A 13,928-nucleotide genomic window follows, 5' to 3' on the forward strand; every position below is an offset into this window, starting at 1 on the left:
CGCACCATGTGTGGCATCGTCGGTATTGTCGGCAACCAGAACGTCGCCGGGCAGCTCTATGACGGCCTGACCGTCCTGCAGCATCGTGGGCAGGACGCCGCAGGCATCGCCACCGCAGACGGCACGCGCCTGCGTGTGCAAAAGGCCAACGGGCTTGTACGCGACGTCTTCGACGAAAAGAAGATGGCAGTGCTGGAAGGCCGGGTCGGCATCGCGCATTGCCGCTACCCGACCGCAGGCTCGGAAGGCATGGACGAGGCGCAGCCGTTCTACGTCAACTCGCCCTACGGCATCGCACTGGCGCACAACGGCAACCTGATCAACACCGAGGCCTTGCGCCAGCAGGTGTTCGAAGCCGACCGCCGCAACATCAACACCGATTCGGACAGCGAAGTGCTGCTGAACGTGTTCGCCTACGAGCTGGACGCGCAGCGCATGCTCACCCCCGAGGCGGCGATCCGCGCGGTGGCCGGCGTGCACCGCCGTTGCAAGGGCGGCTATGCGGTGGTCAGCGTGGTGCTGGGCCTGGGCCTGGTGGCCTTCCGCGACCCGCATGGCATCCGTCCGCTGGTGCTGGGCAAGCGCGAGCATGCCGAAGGCACCGAATACATCGTCTCCTCCGAATCGGCCGCGCTGGACATCCTCGGCTACCAGCGCGTGCGCGACGTGCGTCCCGGCGAGGCGATGGTGATCACCGCGCGCGGCGAGCTGTTTTCGGAAGTCTGCGCCGCGCCAACCGTCAACGCGCCGTGCATCTTCGAGTACGTGTACTTCGCGCGTCCCGACTCGATGATCGACAACATCTCGGTGCACAAGGCGCGCATGCGCATGGGCCTGAAGCTGGGCGAGAAGATCCTGCGGCTGCGCCCGGACCACGATATCGACACCATCATCCCGATCCCGGACACCTCGCGCGATGTGGCGCTGGAGATGTCCAACGTACTCGGGGTGAAGTACCGCGAGGGCTTCGTCAAGAATCGCTACGTGGGCCGGACCTTCATCATGCCGGGGCAGGGCGAGCGGCAGAAATCGGTGCGGCGCAAGCTCAATCCGATCCACCTGGAGTTCCGTAACCGCGTGGTGCTGCTGGTCGACGATTCGATCGTGCGCGGCACCACCAGCCGGCAGATCGTGCAGATGGCGCGCGATGCCGGTGCGCGCAAGGTGTATCTGGCCTCGGCCGCGCCGCCGGTGCGTTACCCCAATATCTACGGCATCGACATGCCGGCGGCCGAAGAACTCATCGCGCATGGCCGCAGCGAGCTGGAAATCCAGGAATTTTTGGGCTGCGACTGGCTGATCTACCAGGATCTGGAAGACCTGGAAGTGGCCGTGCGCGAGGGCAACCCGGACATCCAGCAGTTCGATTCCTCGTGCTTCAACGGCGAGTACATCACCGGCATCGAACCGGGCTATTTCGAACGCATCCAGCAATTGCGCTCGGACGATGCCAAGAAGCGTCGCCGCGCGTGAGGCTGTGCGGTAGCGCTGCAGCTCGGCGCTACCCAGACGTGGCCTAGAGCCGCTATGCCACGCAGGAGTACCTGCGTGGCGATCGCGCGATTTGATTGCTGCCGATCGACAAATCGGTGCGCTGCGCTGGTTCGATAGTGGCGCCAGCCGCTGGTTGTTCGCAGACCGCACCTACGACGGCTGCGTGGGGGTCTCGCTCGCCGCTGCAGATCGAAGCGCCAGTTGTCGATCTGGCGGCTACCGCAACGATGGAGTGATGGACACGATGGATCTTCTGCAAGCCGCATACGCCTGCCTGCAAGCGGCCGATCCGCTGGAGAAGGTCGCGTTGACGCAGCGACATGCGGCCGCGTTCCGTGCCGGTGAGTTGCCGTTGCCAACGCCGCAGGCGGCGCCTCCGGAGCCGATCCGCATGCCTGGCCGACCTGCAAGGCCGGTGCTGGTGCACCCGCGCGAGGTGCCGCGGCGCGGGCTGGGCAACCCGGAAGGCCGCGTCGCCTTTATCCACGCCATCGCGCATATCGAGCTCAACGCCATCGACCTGGCCTGGGATGCGGTGTATCGCTTCCGTGGGTTGCCGGCGGCGTTCTATGCCGACTGGGTTGGCGTGGCCGACGACGAATCGCGCCACTTCATGCTGCTGCGCGCGCGATTGCACGACCACGACCACGACTACGGCGACTTCGCCGCGCACAACGGCCTGTGGGAAATGTGCGAGAAAACCGCACATGACGGCCTGGCACGCATGGCGCTGGTGCCGCGCGTGCTGGAAGCGCGCGGGCTGGATGTGACACCGGCGATGATCGTCAAGCTGCGCTCGCTCGGCGATACCGCCACTGCCGAGGTGCTGGACACCATCCTGCGCGAAGAGGTGGCGCATGTGGCGGCCGGCTCGCGCTGGTACCGCTGGTATTGCGCGCAGGCCGGCATCGAGCCGCGCGCGCGCTTCAAGGCGCTGCTGCACGAGTACGCCGGTGGTTACCTGCATGGCCCGTTCAATCTGCAGGCACGGCTGCTTGCCGGCTTCGATGAGGACGAACTGGCCGATCTGGTGGAGCAGGCCGGCTGAGCCGCCGGTGGTGAATGTGTGGGCGGGCTGCAGTGCGCGATCTATCGATCACTGTTTGCGGAGCAGATTGAATCGGCCAGTACCGATGCCACGCTGGGTGATGCGCGTTTGCAGCCTCGCTCATGAAGTACCGAGCGCATTGCGCGGCAGAACGATCGCAGCGCACTGGGGCGATGCGCATCGCATCCCTTCGTCATGACATCGTGCCCCGCGCCTAGCTACCGCCAAACGCGACAGGCCATCTGCGCGGTAACGCGCGTTCGATCACCGGACTGTGCGCTGCGTCCTCCCGCACAGCTGCCGGAATCGCATCCATTCAACGGCAGACATCACAAAAACGTAATTTTCTTTTGTAACAACTTGCAATCGGCACGGACCGACGCGCCTTAATGGCGTCCCGGGGGCAGGGGCCCGGTGTTTCACATCCGTTACTTCCATGTCTAAGGAGAGAGAGACGATGAAGTCGAAGTCGATGTGCACCACGGTGGGTCTGATCGCCATGTGTCTGGCCGGTTCGGCCGCCGCTGCCGGCAAGCCGCTGTATCAATCCGGCCCTGCGCTGAGCCGCAGCGCAAGCGCCACCGCCACTGCCGAACCCTCGTTGCAGCGCCTGCTCAGCGCACCGTCCACCGCCAACGCGCAGGTGGTCCAGCTTGACGCCGGTGCCGTCACCGCCTCGGAAAAGCTGCTGGAACTGCAGCTGGATGGCCAGACCGTCACCGCCACCCAGGCCAAGGTCGATGCGCTGGAAGGCGGCGATAGCGTGTGGTACGGCAATCTCGGCCCGCGCGCCGGCACCCGTGCCCGCACGCTGTCGGGTGTGGATCCGCTGAACTCGGCCATCCTGGTACGCAGCGGCGATACCGTCACCGGCACCATCCGCTACGCCGGCAAGCTGTATCGGCTGCGGCCGCTCGCCGATGGCCGCCACGTGCTGGTGCAGGTGGAAGAAAGCCGCCTGCCGCAGGAACACCCTGCCGAATACAGCCTGCTGCCGAAGATCGACATGCCCAGCGACGGGCGCGTCACCGCGGCCGCCGCATCGTCGGGCAGCCCGGCGACCATCCGCGTGCTGGTAGTGGCCACCAATCAGGCGGTGGCCGCCTACGGCGGCAACATGCAGTCGCTGGTGCAACTGGCAGTGGCCGAGGCCAACCAGGGCTACATCAACAGCAATGTCGGCATCACCTTGCAGCTGGCACGTTACGAGACCACCAGCTATAGCGAAACCGGCAATTTCACCACCGACCTGCAACGCTTCCGCGTAACCAACGACGGTTACATGGACAGCATCCACACCAGCCGCAACACCTACACCGCCGATGTGGGCGTGATCGTATTGAACAACAGCAGTTACTGCGGCCTGGCATCGGGCATCGGCTCAACCGCAGCGACCGCGTTTGCCTCGGTGTACTGGGATTGCGCCACCGGCTATTACAGCTTCGCGCATGAAATCGGCCATCTGCAGAGCGCCCGTCACGACGCCACCAACGACCCGAGCACCTCGCCGTATGCGTACGGGCACGGTTATCGCTACGGCAACAGCTGGCGCACCATCATGGCCTACGACTGCAGCAGCAGCTGCCCGCGCTTGAACTACTGGTCCAACCCCAACATCAGCTATAACGGCGTGCCCATGGGCAACGCCAGCACCGCCGACAATCAGCGCGTGCTGGTCAACACCAAGGCCACCATCGCCGGCTTCCGCTGAGGACCAAGCCGATCGTTCCGTCGTCGGGCCCGGCACGCAGGTGCCGGGCCTTTGCCGCTACACGCAGGCGCAGCGATCGCGCAGACTAGAGGCACTGCCGGCAGCTGCCGGCGTGTCCTGCGGAGCGGAGCACCCATGTCCAAGTCCCTGCGTTATGCGGCGCTGTGCCTGGTCGCGCTGGCAGTTGCCGGCTGCAAACAGCAACCTGCCGACCCGGCCCCTGCGCCACCCAAACCGGCGGTGTCCGCGCCTGCAGCCACGACCGCCAACGATGCCCGCGCCCGCGCGCTGGATGTGCTGGAAACCCGCTTGCAGAACGACCATTTCTATCCGGACAACTGCATCAGCATCGTCGACGAAGACGACGCTGAGCCCGCAGCGGATGCGTTCGACTTCGCAGTGCGCGAGCGGCATGGCAACGAGTGCCCCGGCGATCCGCAGACCAACCCGGTGCGCGATCGTTTCCGCGTGCAGGCCGATGGTACGGTGCTCTGGTACGACATAGTCAATGGCGACTTTGTCGACTACGCCGAACATGCGCGCAGCATGCAGTGATGCGTCTGGAGACTGCAGGGACCGTGCGGTTGCGTACATCCCCGTCGCCTTTCGGGACGGTCATAGTCGAGCCGTTTCGTCACCCTTCCATCGATGGGACTGGACCGGTGGTTGACTAGCAGGCTGGCGCGATCAGGCGTGCCGACAACGCGTCAAGCTGCATTCCAGCACGGGTGAACAGCACACCGAGGGCGCGCAGGCATGATCTCGAAATCACGGCGCTCACCTCCATGTGCCCATCGCGGTCTGTCGCTTGCAAACGGGTGCCAGGCGAGCGGCCTGCGCCGAGCTGGCCGCTCGCTAGCTGCTGACAGCCACGTTAAAGCGGCAACTGCTCCAGCGACACGCCGTCGGCATCCACATGCAACACCGAGCCTTGTTCGTACCAGTCGCCCAGCACGATGCGTGTGCAGGTCTGGCCGCCGGCCTGCAGGGTGTGGATTGCAGGGCGATGGGTGTGACCATGGATCAGGCGATCCAGGCCATACCGCACGAAGGTGGCCTCCACCTCGGCCGGGGTGACATCGGTGACGGTCTCGAAGCGCGATTGGTCGCCCTGCTTGAGTTCTGCATGACGCGCCTGGCTGGCAGCGCGCGCCTGCTGCGCGAAGGCCACCCGCGCGGCCAGCGGCTGCGCCAGGAACTGCGCCTGAAAGACCGGATCGCGCGTTTGCGCACGGAACGCCTGGTAGGCGGTGTCGTCGGTGCACAGCAGATCGCCATGCATCAGCAAGGTCGGATGCCCGTACAGATCGACCACGGTGGGGTCGGGCAGGATGCGGAAGCCCGCGCGTTGCGCATACGCCTCGCCGACCAGGAAGTCGCGGTTGCCCGGCATGAAGAACACCGGCACGCCGCTATCGGCCACCGCATGCAGCGCCACGGCCACCGCATCGGCAGCGGTCGATGGCGTGTCATCGCCGATCCAGGCTTCGAACAGATCGCCAAGGATGTAGAGCGCGTCGCTACCGGGCACCTGCGTGCGCAGGAAGTCCAGAAACAGCTCGGTGATCGCCGGCCGGGCCGGATCCAGATGCAGGTCGGAAATGAACAGGGTCGTCATCGCGCCATTGTACGGCGGGAGCGCGGGACGGGAATCGGGAATGGGGAATCGGTGGAGCGCTGCATCGCGGAGCGAGTGCCGGGTGAATGGCCGGCTGCGGCAACGAGAGGATCGCTGGCCTGGTCGGGCCAACGCAGCGATGACAGGGCTTGCTCCTTACCCCAACAACACCGGCAATCCCCACAGCGACAGGCTGGCCAGCAGCACGCCGATCGCAGTGGCAGCGAGGACATCGCTGGGATAGTGCAGGCCCAGCACCACGCGCGATAGCGCCACGCCGGCCGAGAACGGCACCAGCAGGGGCGCCAGCCACGGGTAGTAGGCCAGTGCCACGATGCTGAAGGACACCGCATGCAAGGTGTGGCCGGACGGAAAACTGAACTCGTCCAGCGGCGCCACCCAGGCGCGGATGCGCACGTCGGCCGCGTACGGGCGTGGCCGACGCGTCCAGCGCTTGAGTGATTTGTACAAGGTCAGCGCGAGCACGCCGGTGGCGGCCATGTGCGCAGATGCGCGCACGCCGTCCATGCCGTCGAGCAGCACCAGCAAGCCCATCAGGCTGTACCAGAACACCCCATCGCCGAGCCGGCTGATGGTGGCGAATGCGCGCCGCACCGGGTGGCGCCGGCACCAGTGGTTGGCGCGCCGGCACCAGCGCGCTTCGTGACCGCGCAGAAGTTCAAGCCGCGTTGCCGACATAACGCCCCCGTGCCGCAGTGATGCCCATCAGCAAGGCCTCGAAGTCGGAGACCACGTTGTCCGGATGCAGTTTCTTCATCGCCTGCGCGGCCGCCGCACCCAGGCGCTGGCGCATCGCATCGTCGTCGGTGAGTGCGACGGCCGCCTGGATGAACGCCTCGTCGTTCTCCACTGCCGCACCGCTGTGCCCGCTGCGCAGATACTCGCGTGCGGCGCCGTAATCGAAGGCCACGGTGGCCACACCACTGGCCATCGCCTCCAGGGTCACGTTGCCGAAGGTCTCGCTGCGGCTGGGGAACAGGAACAGATCGCCGCTGGCGAAGTGGCGCGCCAGCGCCTCGCCGCGCTGGATGCCGCAGAAGATGAAGTCCGGATTCTCGTGCGCGATTTTTTCGCGTGCCGGGCCATCGCCCACCCAGACGAAGCGCGCCTTCGGGCGGATCTGCTGCAGCTTGCGGAAGGCGCGAATCGCCAGCGGCAGATTCTTTTCGTTGGCGATGCGTCCGACATAGATCGCGGCGAAGCCTTCGCCCTCGATGCCCCATTCGGCACGCAGGGCCGGATCGCGCCGGGCCGGATCGAACTGCTGGCTGTCCACCGCGCGTGCCAGCAACTGCACGCGCTCGAAGCCGCCGTCGCGCAGGAACTGCTGCAGCTCGCGCGTGGGTACCAGGGTGGCCTCGGCCTGATTGTGGAAGCGGCGCATCCAGCGCAGCGCAGTGCCCTGCAGCCAGGCGGCACCGTAGTCGGGCAGGTACTCGTCAAAGCGGGTATGGAAGCCGGTGGCGACCGGAATGCCGAGCCGGCGTGCGGCACGCATCGCCGACCAGCCCAGGGGGCCTTCCGTGGCCACATAGACCGCATCCGGTTGCGTGATTTGCCAATGACGAACGAGGCGTTGGGTTGCCGGCAATCCGAATTTCAGTCCCGGGTAGCGCGGCAGCGCCGCGCCGCGCACCAGCAGGGCGGTGGCCGCATCGGTATCGCCGCTCTGCCGTGGACGCACCACGTCCACCTGGTGTCCGCGTGCGCGCAGGCCGGTTTCCAGCCCGTGCACGGTCAGCGCAACACCGTTGACTTCGGGGGGATAGGTTTCGGTAACGATCGCGTAGCGCATGCCCGTTCTCCGGTTTTCGCTAGCTTCCGGGAGGGCGATGGCATGGATGTTGCGCGGATAAGTCGCGGCGGTGACAAGTGCGACGGGATTAGGAATTCGGGATTGGAGATTCGCAAAAGCGGTCTTCGCGCATCTGGGCGAGTACGCAATACATCACGTGCCGCGGTCAACGAATCCCGAATCCCGAATCCCAAATCCCGCCTGAGGCCGCAGGCCTCAGGTCACAAACGGTTTGAACGCGATCCCCAGCCCGGCCATGCTCTCGACTTCGCCGATCAGGTCGGCGCGCAGCAGCGGGCGCGAGTCGATCCAGCTTTGCGACAGGATCAACGACAGGCGGGTGTCGTCGGCGGTGAGTTCCAGGGTCGGAATCGGGTCCGATTCGTGGGCGCGATGCAGCAGCACCGCCAGCCGCAGCAGCGCGGCCTTGCGCCGGGTCGGCAGCAGCAGGCGGTCCGGCAGCGCATCGAACGCGGTCTTGGGCACGTTGCGCCGGTGCGTGCGCACCAGCGATGCCAGCACCTGCTGCTCCTGGCGCGAGAAACCGGCGATGTCCGAGTGCTCCAGGATGTAGCTGCCGTGCACGTGATACTGGCTGTGCGCGATGATCAGGCCCAGCTCGTGCAGGCGCGCAGCGCGGCGCAACACCTGCGCGTCGTCGCCATCCAGCTGCCAGGATTCGCAGACCTGGTCGAACAGGCGGCAGGCAGTGGCTTCCACGCGCTGCGCCTGCACTTCGTCGATGCCGTAGCGCTGCACCAGCGAGGCCACCGAGCTGTCGCGCGGGTCGTTCTCGCCACCGCGGCCGAGCATGTCGTAGAGAATGCCTTCGCGCATCGCCGCCTTGCTGACCATCAGCTTCTCCAGCCCCAGGGCCTGGAACGCCGCTTCCAGCACCAGGATGCCGCCAGCGATGATCGGCCGGCGTTCGGCGGCCAGGCCGGGCAACTGGATGTCCTCGATGCGCTTGGCCTTGAGCAGTTCATCGCGCAGCGCCGGCAGCGCCTCGGCGGTGATTGCGCCCTTGGTGAGCTTCATCGCCGCACAGATCTCGCCGATGGCCTTGTGTGTGCCGGACGAGCCGATCGCCTCGTGCCAGCCCAGCGCCTTGTACTGATTGGCGAACTGCTGGAATTCGGTGCCGATCTCGGTCAGCGCATCCTTCCATTTCTTCTTCGACAGCTTGCCGCCGGGAAAGAAGCGGCGCGTGCTGGCGATGCAGCCGGCCTGCAGGGACTCGCGTTCCAGGGTCTGGAATCCGCGGCCGATGATGAACTCGGTCGAGCCGCCGCCGATGTCGATCACCAGCCGGCGTTGATCGGGCTTGGGCGGTTGCGCATGCGCAACGCCGAGATAGATCAGGCGCGCTTCCTCGCGTCCGCTGACCACTTCGATCGCATGCCCGAGCGCGGTTTCGGCCGGCATCAGGAACGCCTGCGGCGAGCGCAGCTGACGCACCGTGTTGGTGGCCAGCGCGCGTACGCGCAACGACGGCACTTCCCGGATGCGCTGGCCGAAGCGCGCCAGGCATTCGAGCGCGCGCTGGCGCGCTTCGTTGGAGAGGCCACCCTTGCCATCCAGGCCGTCGGCCATGCGCACGGTTTCGCGCAGACGATCGACCACGCGCAGCTGACCCATCAGGTAGCGCGCAATGACCATGTGGAAGCTGTTGGATCCTAAGTCGATGGCGGCGAGGAAATCGCCATCGCGCAGGGGCGGGATCGTGGGGGAGGGCATTGGCATGGGCGCATGGTAGCCGATGGGCCGTTGGCCCCGTGAGGGGCCACGCCCGCGCCGCTTTCAGATCCGCTCGAGCAAGGTCATCTGCGCCGAATGGGCCGGCTCGCCAGGGCCTGGTAGGCGTTTGTGATAGACGCCGTCGGCATCCAGCTCCCAGGCGTTGACGTTGTCGTCCAGGTAGTTCTGCAGCACTTCGCGGTAGACGCGCTTGGCCAGATCCGGGTCCAGGATCGGGAAGCAGGTCTCCACGCGCCGCAGCAGGTTGCGCTCCAGCCAATCGGCGCTGGCGCAATACAACTCTGCCGCGCCATCGTTGCCGAACCAGTACACGCGGCTATGTTCCAGAAAACGCCCCACGATAGAGCGCACGCGGATATTGTCGGACACGCCGGGAACGCCCGGGCGCAGCGTGCAGGCGCCGCGCACGATCAGGTCGATCTGCACACCGGCTTGCGAGGCGGTATACAGCGCACGCACGACCTGCGGCTCGTTGAGGGCATTCATTTTGGCGATGATGCGGCCCGGGCGGCCGTTGCGGGCCAGCCGCGTTTCGCGCTCGATCCGCTTCAACACGCCGGCGTGCAGGGTGAAGGGCGACTGCAGCAACTGCTCCAGCTTCATGCGCGGGGCCAGCCCGGACAACTGCTGGAACAGCATGTGCACATCGTTGCCGATTTCCACATCCGCAGTGATCAGGCTGATGTCGGTGTACAGGCGCGCGGTGCCGCTGTGGTAATTGCCGGTGCCCAGATGCACATAGCGTTTGAGCTTGCGTCCCTCGCGGCGCACGATCAGCAGCATCTTGGCGTGCGTCTTGAAGCCGACCACGCCGTACACCACCTGCACGCCGGCTTCCTGCAGCTTGTCGGCCAGGCCCAGGTTGGCCTCTTCGTCGAAACGCGCGCGCAGCTCCACCACCACGGTGACGTCCTTGCCGTTGCGCGCGGCCAGGATCAGCGCATCGACGATCAGCGAGTCCTTGCCGGTGCGGTACAGCGTCTGCTTGATCGCCAGCACGTTCGGGTCGACCGCGGCCTGGCGGATCACGTCCAGCACCGCGGTGAACGCATCGAAGGGGTGATGCAGCAGCACATCGCCCTTGCTGACGATCTCGAAGATGCCGTCGTTGTCGCGCAGGGTGCGCGGATTGAACAACGGATACTTCAGTTCGGGGCGCTGCACCAGATCGTAGACCTGGGTGACGCGGCTCAGGTTGACCGGCCCGACGATGCGGTACACCGCGTTTTCGTTCAGGCCGAAGTTCTGCAGCAGGGTGCGCATGATCGGCGCCGGGCAGTCGTGCGCGATCTCCAGGCGCACCGCCGGGCGATAGCCGCGGGTGACCAGCTCGTCGCGCAAGGCCAGCGCCAGGTTCTCGACCTCTTCCTCGTCCACCACCAGCTCGGAGTTGCGGGTGACGCGGAACTGATACGAGCCCTTGACCTGCATGCCGGGGAACAGCTCGTCGACGAACTCGGACAGCACCGAGGACAGGAACACGAAGCTCTGCGCGCCCTCCGGCGACAGGCTCGCCGGCAGCTGGATGATGCGCGGCAACGAGCGCGGCGCACGCACGATGGCCAGATGACCGGCGCGCCCGAATGCGTCCTGGCCCTCCAGCACCACCACGATGTTCAAGGTCTTGTTGAGGATCTTCGGAAACGGATGCGCCGGGTCCAGCCCCAGCGGCGACAGCACCGGCATGATCTCGTTGCGGAAGTACGCCCGCAGCCAGCGCTTCTGACGCGAGGTCCAGGCCGTGCGGCTGAGCACGGCCACGCCGGCATCTTCCATCGCCGGGCGCAGCACTTCATTCCACGCGTGGTACTGCTGTTCGACCAGCTTGGCGGCGCGGTCGTGCACCGCGTTGAGGATGGCGGTCGGGCTCAGGCCATCCGGCGCCGGCGGCAGGCCGAACTCCTGCGCATGCCGCACGGTGGCGGCGCGGATCTCGAAGAATTCATCCAGGTTGGTGCAGGAAATGCACAGGAACCGCAGCCGTTCCAGCAATGGCACCTGCTCGTCCAACGCCTGTGCCAGCACCCGGAAATTGAAGTCCAGCTGCGACAGTTCCCGGTTGATGTACAGCGCCGGATCGCGCAACGGATCGGTGGCGATGTCCTCGGAAGGTGTGACGTCGTGCAGTTCTTTGGCGTGGCCCATTGGAATCGGTCATCAAGACGGAGATGGTGTGCGGCGTGGCAGCGCGCCAGAGGCAGCGCAGGCGATGCAGCGCGTCGTGCGCGCGTGCATCGCACCGCGGTGCGGCGCGCACCTCTTACATATCACGCCGAACGTGACAGTGGCAGGGACTGATCGCGCTGCACGACGCGCGCAGCGACAAAATGGCATGAGAATTCGCTCCCGCGTCCGACTTCGCTTTCGATTTCCAGACGCGCCTGGTGCAGTCCCAGGATGTGCTTGACGATCGACAGTCCCAGCCCGGTGCCGCCGCTCTCGCGCGAGCGGCTGCTGGAGACGCGATAGAAGCGCTCGGTGATGCGCGGCAGATGCGAGGCGGGAATGCCGTAGCCGGTGTCGCGCACCGCCAGGGCCGCGCCATCGCCTTCGCGCACGAAGCGGATCGTCACCGTGCCGCCGCCGGGCGTGTAGCGCACCGCATTGGTGACCAGGTTGGAGAAGGCGCTATGCAATTCCTTGTTGGAGCCGAGCAGGTCCACGCCGGCCTCGTCGAACACCTCCACGGTGTGGCGGCCCTGGCTGTGCGCTTCGGCCTCGCGCCGCAGCGTCGACAGCATCGGCGCCATCGCCACGTGTTCCTCGCCGAGTTCTTCCTGCGATTCCAGCCGCGACAGCGTCAGCAGGTCTTCGACCAGCTGCGCCATGCGCTGCGACTGCTTGCGCATCTCGGCCAGCATCGGGCCCGAATCGGGAAAGTCTTCCGGGTCGAGCATGTCCAGATAGCCGTGCACCACCGTCAATGGCGTACGCAGCTCGTGCGAGACGTTGGCCACGAAGTCGCGGCGCACCTGCTCCAGTCGCAGCAGTTTGCTGACATCGCGCGCCACCAGCAGCCAGTAATCGTCCGAGTAGGGGATCAGGCGCAGATTCAGGCGCAGATCCGGATCCACCGGCGAGGCGGCGTCGAGCATGGGCTCGGCATTGCGGCCGGCCGCCAGCCAGTGCGCCAGCGGCAACGGCTGCAACCGCTCCACCACCGACACGCCCATGTCGCCCGGATGATGCAGCCCCAGCAGTCCGCCCGCGGCGCGGTTGAACCACTGCACGCGCTGGCTGTTGCGATCCACCACCACCACCGCATCCGGCAGTGCCTGCGCGGCGGCGCGGTAGGTACGCAGCATCTCGATCAGGCGACGCTTGCGCCCGCGCATTTCGGCCTGGCTGCGATAGAGCAGGCGATCCAGCTCGTTCCAGGCGCCGATCCCGGCGGCGGGCTCGGCGCGCTGGCGCGCGGTCAGGCGCTGCAGCACCTGGCGCAACCGCCAGTAATGCCAGGCCAGCACCCCCAGCGCGGTCAGCGTCAACGCCATCCACACATGCTCGATCAGCACGCCGACCAGCACGGCAGCGCCCAGCAACAGCGCGAGAGTGCCGAGCGTCTTGAGCCAGGCGGAACGGATATGTTGAGGCATGGAAGGCGTTACCACGGAGCGTCAGGTGGGCGTGCGAGCCAGCCCAGCGGCAGGGCCGACCGGCTGTGCGGCAAGCACTAGGTTGCCGAAGAGAAACGGTAGCCCGAGCCACGCACGGTCTGCACCATGTTTTCCAGGCCGAACGGTTCCAGCGTCTTGCGCAGGCGGCGGATATGCACGTCGATGGTGCGCTCTTCCACATACACGCTGCCGCCCCAGACATGATCCAGCAGCTGGGTGCGGGTATACACGCGCTCGGGATGTGTCATGAAAAAGTGCAGCAGGCGGTACTCGGTCGGGCCGATCGGCACCGGCGCATCGCCGGCAAACACCCGGTGCGCGGCGCCGTCGATGCGCAGGCGGCCCACGGCCACGCTGCCGTCCTCGTCGTCCTCGCGGGTGCGGCGCATCACCGCGCGGATGCGCGCCAGCAACTCGCGCGCCGAGAACGGCTTGACCACGTAATCGTCGACCCCGGCTTCCAGGCCACCGACGCGGTCGTTCTCTTCGCCGCGCGCGGTCAGCATGATGATTGGAATCTCGCGGGTCAGCTGTTCCTTGCGCCAGCGCCGTGCCAGATCCAGCCCGCTGGTGCCTGGCAGCATCCAGTCCAGCAGGATCAGGTCCGGCACGCGGTCGGCGATGGCGGTCTGCGCCTCGCGGGCATCGCCGGCATGGATGGGTTCGAACTCGCCTTTGCGCAGCGCGAACGCCACCATGTCGCGAATCGCGGGTTCGTCGTCGACGATCAGAATGCGTTTTTGCACGCGGGGCTTACCGTCTGGCTTTAGGTTGATCGCCAGTAGACTACGGTTTTGTGACTCTAATGTGACATGCCTGAGGGCTGCCGCCGTGGTCAAAGCGGCCTGTGCCACTGGCAGGCGCGG

General features: G+C 66.3%; 11 protein-coding genes. 4 read left to right on the plus strand and 7 right to left on the minus strand.

The features are described 5' to 3' along the window. Positions 1–6: 6 nt before the first annotated feature. The 4 genes from purF (at position 7) to GGR73_RS00320 (ending at position 4,808) form a co-directional block, all read left to right on the plus strand. Entirely contained in the window at positions 7–1,473 is a 1,467-nt protein-coding gene (gene purF / locus GGR73_RS00305) for an amidophosphoribosyltransferase (RefSeq protein ID WP_016902228.1), read from the plus strand. A 265-nt stretch (positions 1,474–1,738) separates the two neighbouring features. Further along, a complete protein-coding gene (locus GGR73_RS00310; protein ID WP_456362898.1) occupies positions 1,739–2,542 on the plus strand; it encodes a ferritin-like domain-containing protein in 804 nt (267 codons plus the stop codon). 457 nt (positions 2,543–2,999) lie between these two features. Then, positions 3,000–4,253 (plus strand): zinc-dependent metalloprotease, encoded by a 1,254-nt coding sequence (locus GGR73_RS00315; protein ID WP_024938410.1) that lies wholly within the window; start codon positions 3,000–3,002, stop codon positions 4,251–4,253. A 135-nt stretch (positions 4,254–4,388) separates the two neighbouring features. Then, positions 4,389–4,808 (plus strand): hypothetical protein, encoded by a 420-nt coding sequence (locus tag GGR73_RS00320; protein ID WP_102255759.1) that lies wholly within the window; start codon positions 4,389–4,391, stop codon positions 4,806–4,808. Positions 4,809–5,127: 319 nt separating this feature from the next. Here GGR73_RS00320 and lpxH read toward each other — a convergent pair whose 3' ends face one another. From lpxH to phoB, 7 genes are all read right to left on the minus strand, one after another. Continuing rightward, the gene (gene lpxH, locus GGR73_RS00325; RefSeq protein ID WP_016902232.1) at positions 5,128–5,871 is read right to left on the minus strand and encodes a UDP-2,3-diacylglucosamine diphosphatase; all 744 of its coding nucleotides are present in this window, start codon (positions 5,869–5,871) and stop codon (positions 5,128–5,130) included. A gap of 156 nt (positions 5,872–6,027) precedes the next feature. After that, entirely contained in the window at positions 6,028–6,570 is a 543-nt protein-coding gene (locus tag GGR73_RS00330) for a phosphatase PAP2 family protein (protein ID WP_024938413.1), read from the minus strand. Beyond that, positions 6,551–7,687: a glycosyltransferase family 4 protein gene (locus tag GGR73_RS00335; protein ID WP_184455151.1), complete on the minus strand. Its 1,137-nt coding sequence runs from the start codon at positions 7,685–7,687 to the stop codon at positions 6,551–6,553. The genes GGR73_RS00330 and GGR73_RS00335 overlap by 20 nt, the downstream gene beginning before the upstream one ends. Before the next feature lie 216 nt (positions 7,688–7,903). Then, the gene (ppx, locus tag GGR73_RS00340; protein ID WP_024938415.1) at positions 7,904–9,424 is read right to left on the minus strand and encodes an exopolyphosphatase; all 1,521 of its coding nucleotides are present in this window, start codon (positions 9,422–9,424) and stop codon (positions 7,904–7,906) included. A 63-nt stretch (positions 9,425–9,487) separates the two neighbouring features. Further along, positions 9,488–11,590 (minus strand): polyphosphate kinase 1, encoded by a 2,103-nt coding sequence (gene ppk1 / locus GGR73_RS00345; RefSeq protein ID WP_024938416.1) that lies wholly within the window; start codon positions 11,588–11,590, stop codon positions 9,488–9,490. Positions 11,591–11,712: 122 nt separating this feature from the next. Continuing rightward, positions 11,713–13,041, minus strand: coding sequence for a phosphate regulon sensor histidine kinase PhoR (phoR, locus tag GGR73_RS00350; protein WP_016902237.1), 1,329 nt, complete (start codon positions 13,039–13,041; stop codon positions 11,713–11,715). A gap of 77 nt (positions 13,042–13,118) precedes the next feature. After that, positions 13,119–13,808: a phosphate regulon transcriptional regulator PhoB gene (gene phoB / locus GGR73_RS00355; RefSeq protein ID WP_002806631.1), complete on the minus strand. Its 690-nt coding sequence runs from the start codon at positions 13,806–13,808 to the stop codon at positions 13,119–13,121. Positions 13,809–13,928: the final 120 nt, after the last annotated feature.

The sequence above is a fragment of the Xanthomonas sp. F14 genome (genome assembly GCF_014199865.1).

Bases quoted from the DNA above. Each gene is read 5' to 3' on its own strand.
- ppx (WP_024938415.1), bottom strand. From the start codon at position 9,424: ATGCCCTCCCCCACGATCCCGCCCCTGCGCGATGGCGATTTCCTCGCC.
- GGR73_RS00330 (WP_024938413.1), bottom strand. From the start codon at position 6,570: ATGTCGGCAACGCGGCTTGAACTTCTGCGCGGTCACGAAGCGCGCTGG.
- GGR73_RS00335 (WP_184455151.1), bottom strand. From the start codon at position 7,687: ATGCGCTACGCGATCGTTACCGAAACCTATCCCCCCGAAGTCAACGGT.
- purF (WP_016902228.1), top strand. From the start codon at position 7: ATGTGTGGCATCGTCGGTATTGTCGGCAACCAGAACGTCGCCGGGCAG.
- GGR73_RS00315 (WP_024938410.1), top strand. From the start codon at position 3,000: ATGAAGTCGAAGTCGATGTGCACCACGGTGGGTCTGATCGCCATGTGT.
- GGR73_RS00320 (WP_102255759.1), top strand. From the start codon at position 4,389: ATGTCCAAGTCCCTGCGTTATGCGGCGCTGTGCCTGGTCGCGCTGGCA.
- ppk1 (WP_024938416.1), bottom strand. From the start codon at position 11,590: ATGGGCCACGCCAAAGAACTGCACGACGTCACACCTTCCGAGGACATC.
- phoR (WP_016902237.1), bottom strand. From the start codon at position 13,041: ATGCCTCAACATATCCGTTCCGCCTGGCTCAAGACGCTCGGCACTCTC.
- GGR73_RS00310 (WP_456362898.1), top strand. From the start codon at position 1,739: ATGGATCTTCTGCAAGCCGCATACGCCTGCCTGCAAGCGGCCGATCCG.
- lpxH (WP_016902232.1), bottom strand. From the start codon at position 5,871: ATGACGACCCTGTTCATTTCCGACCTGCATCTGGATCCGGCCCGGCCG.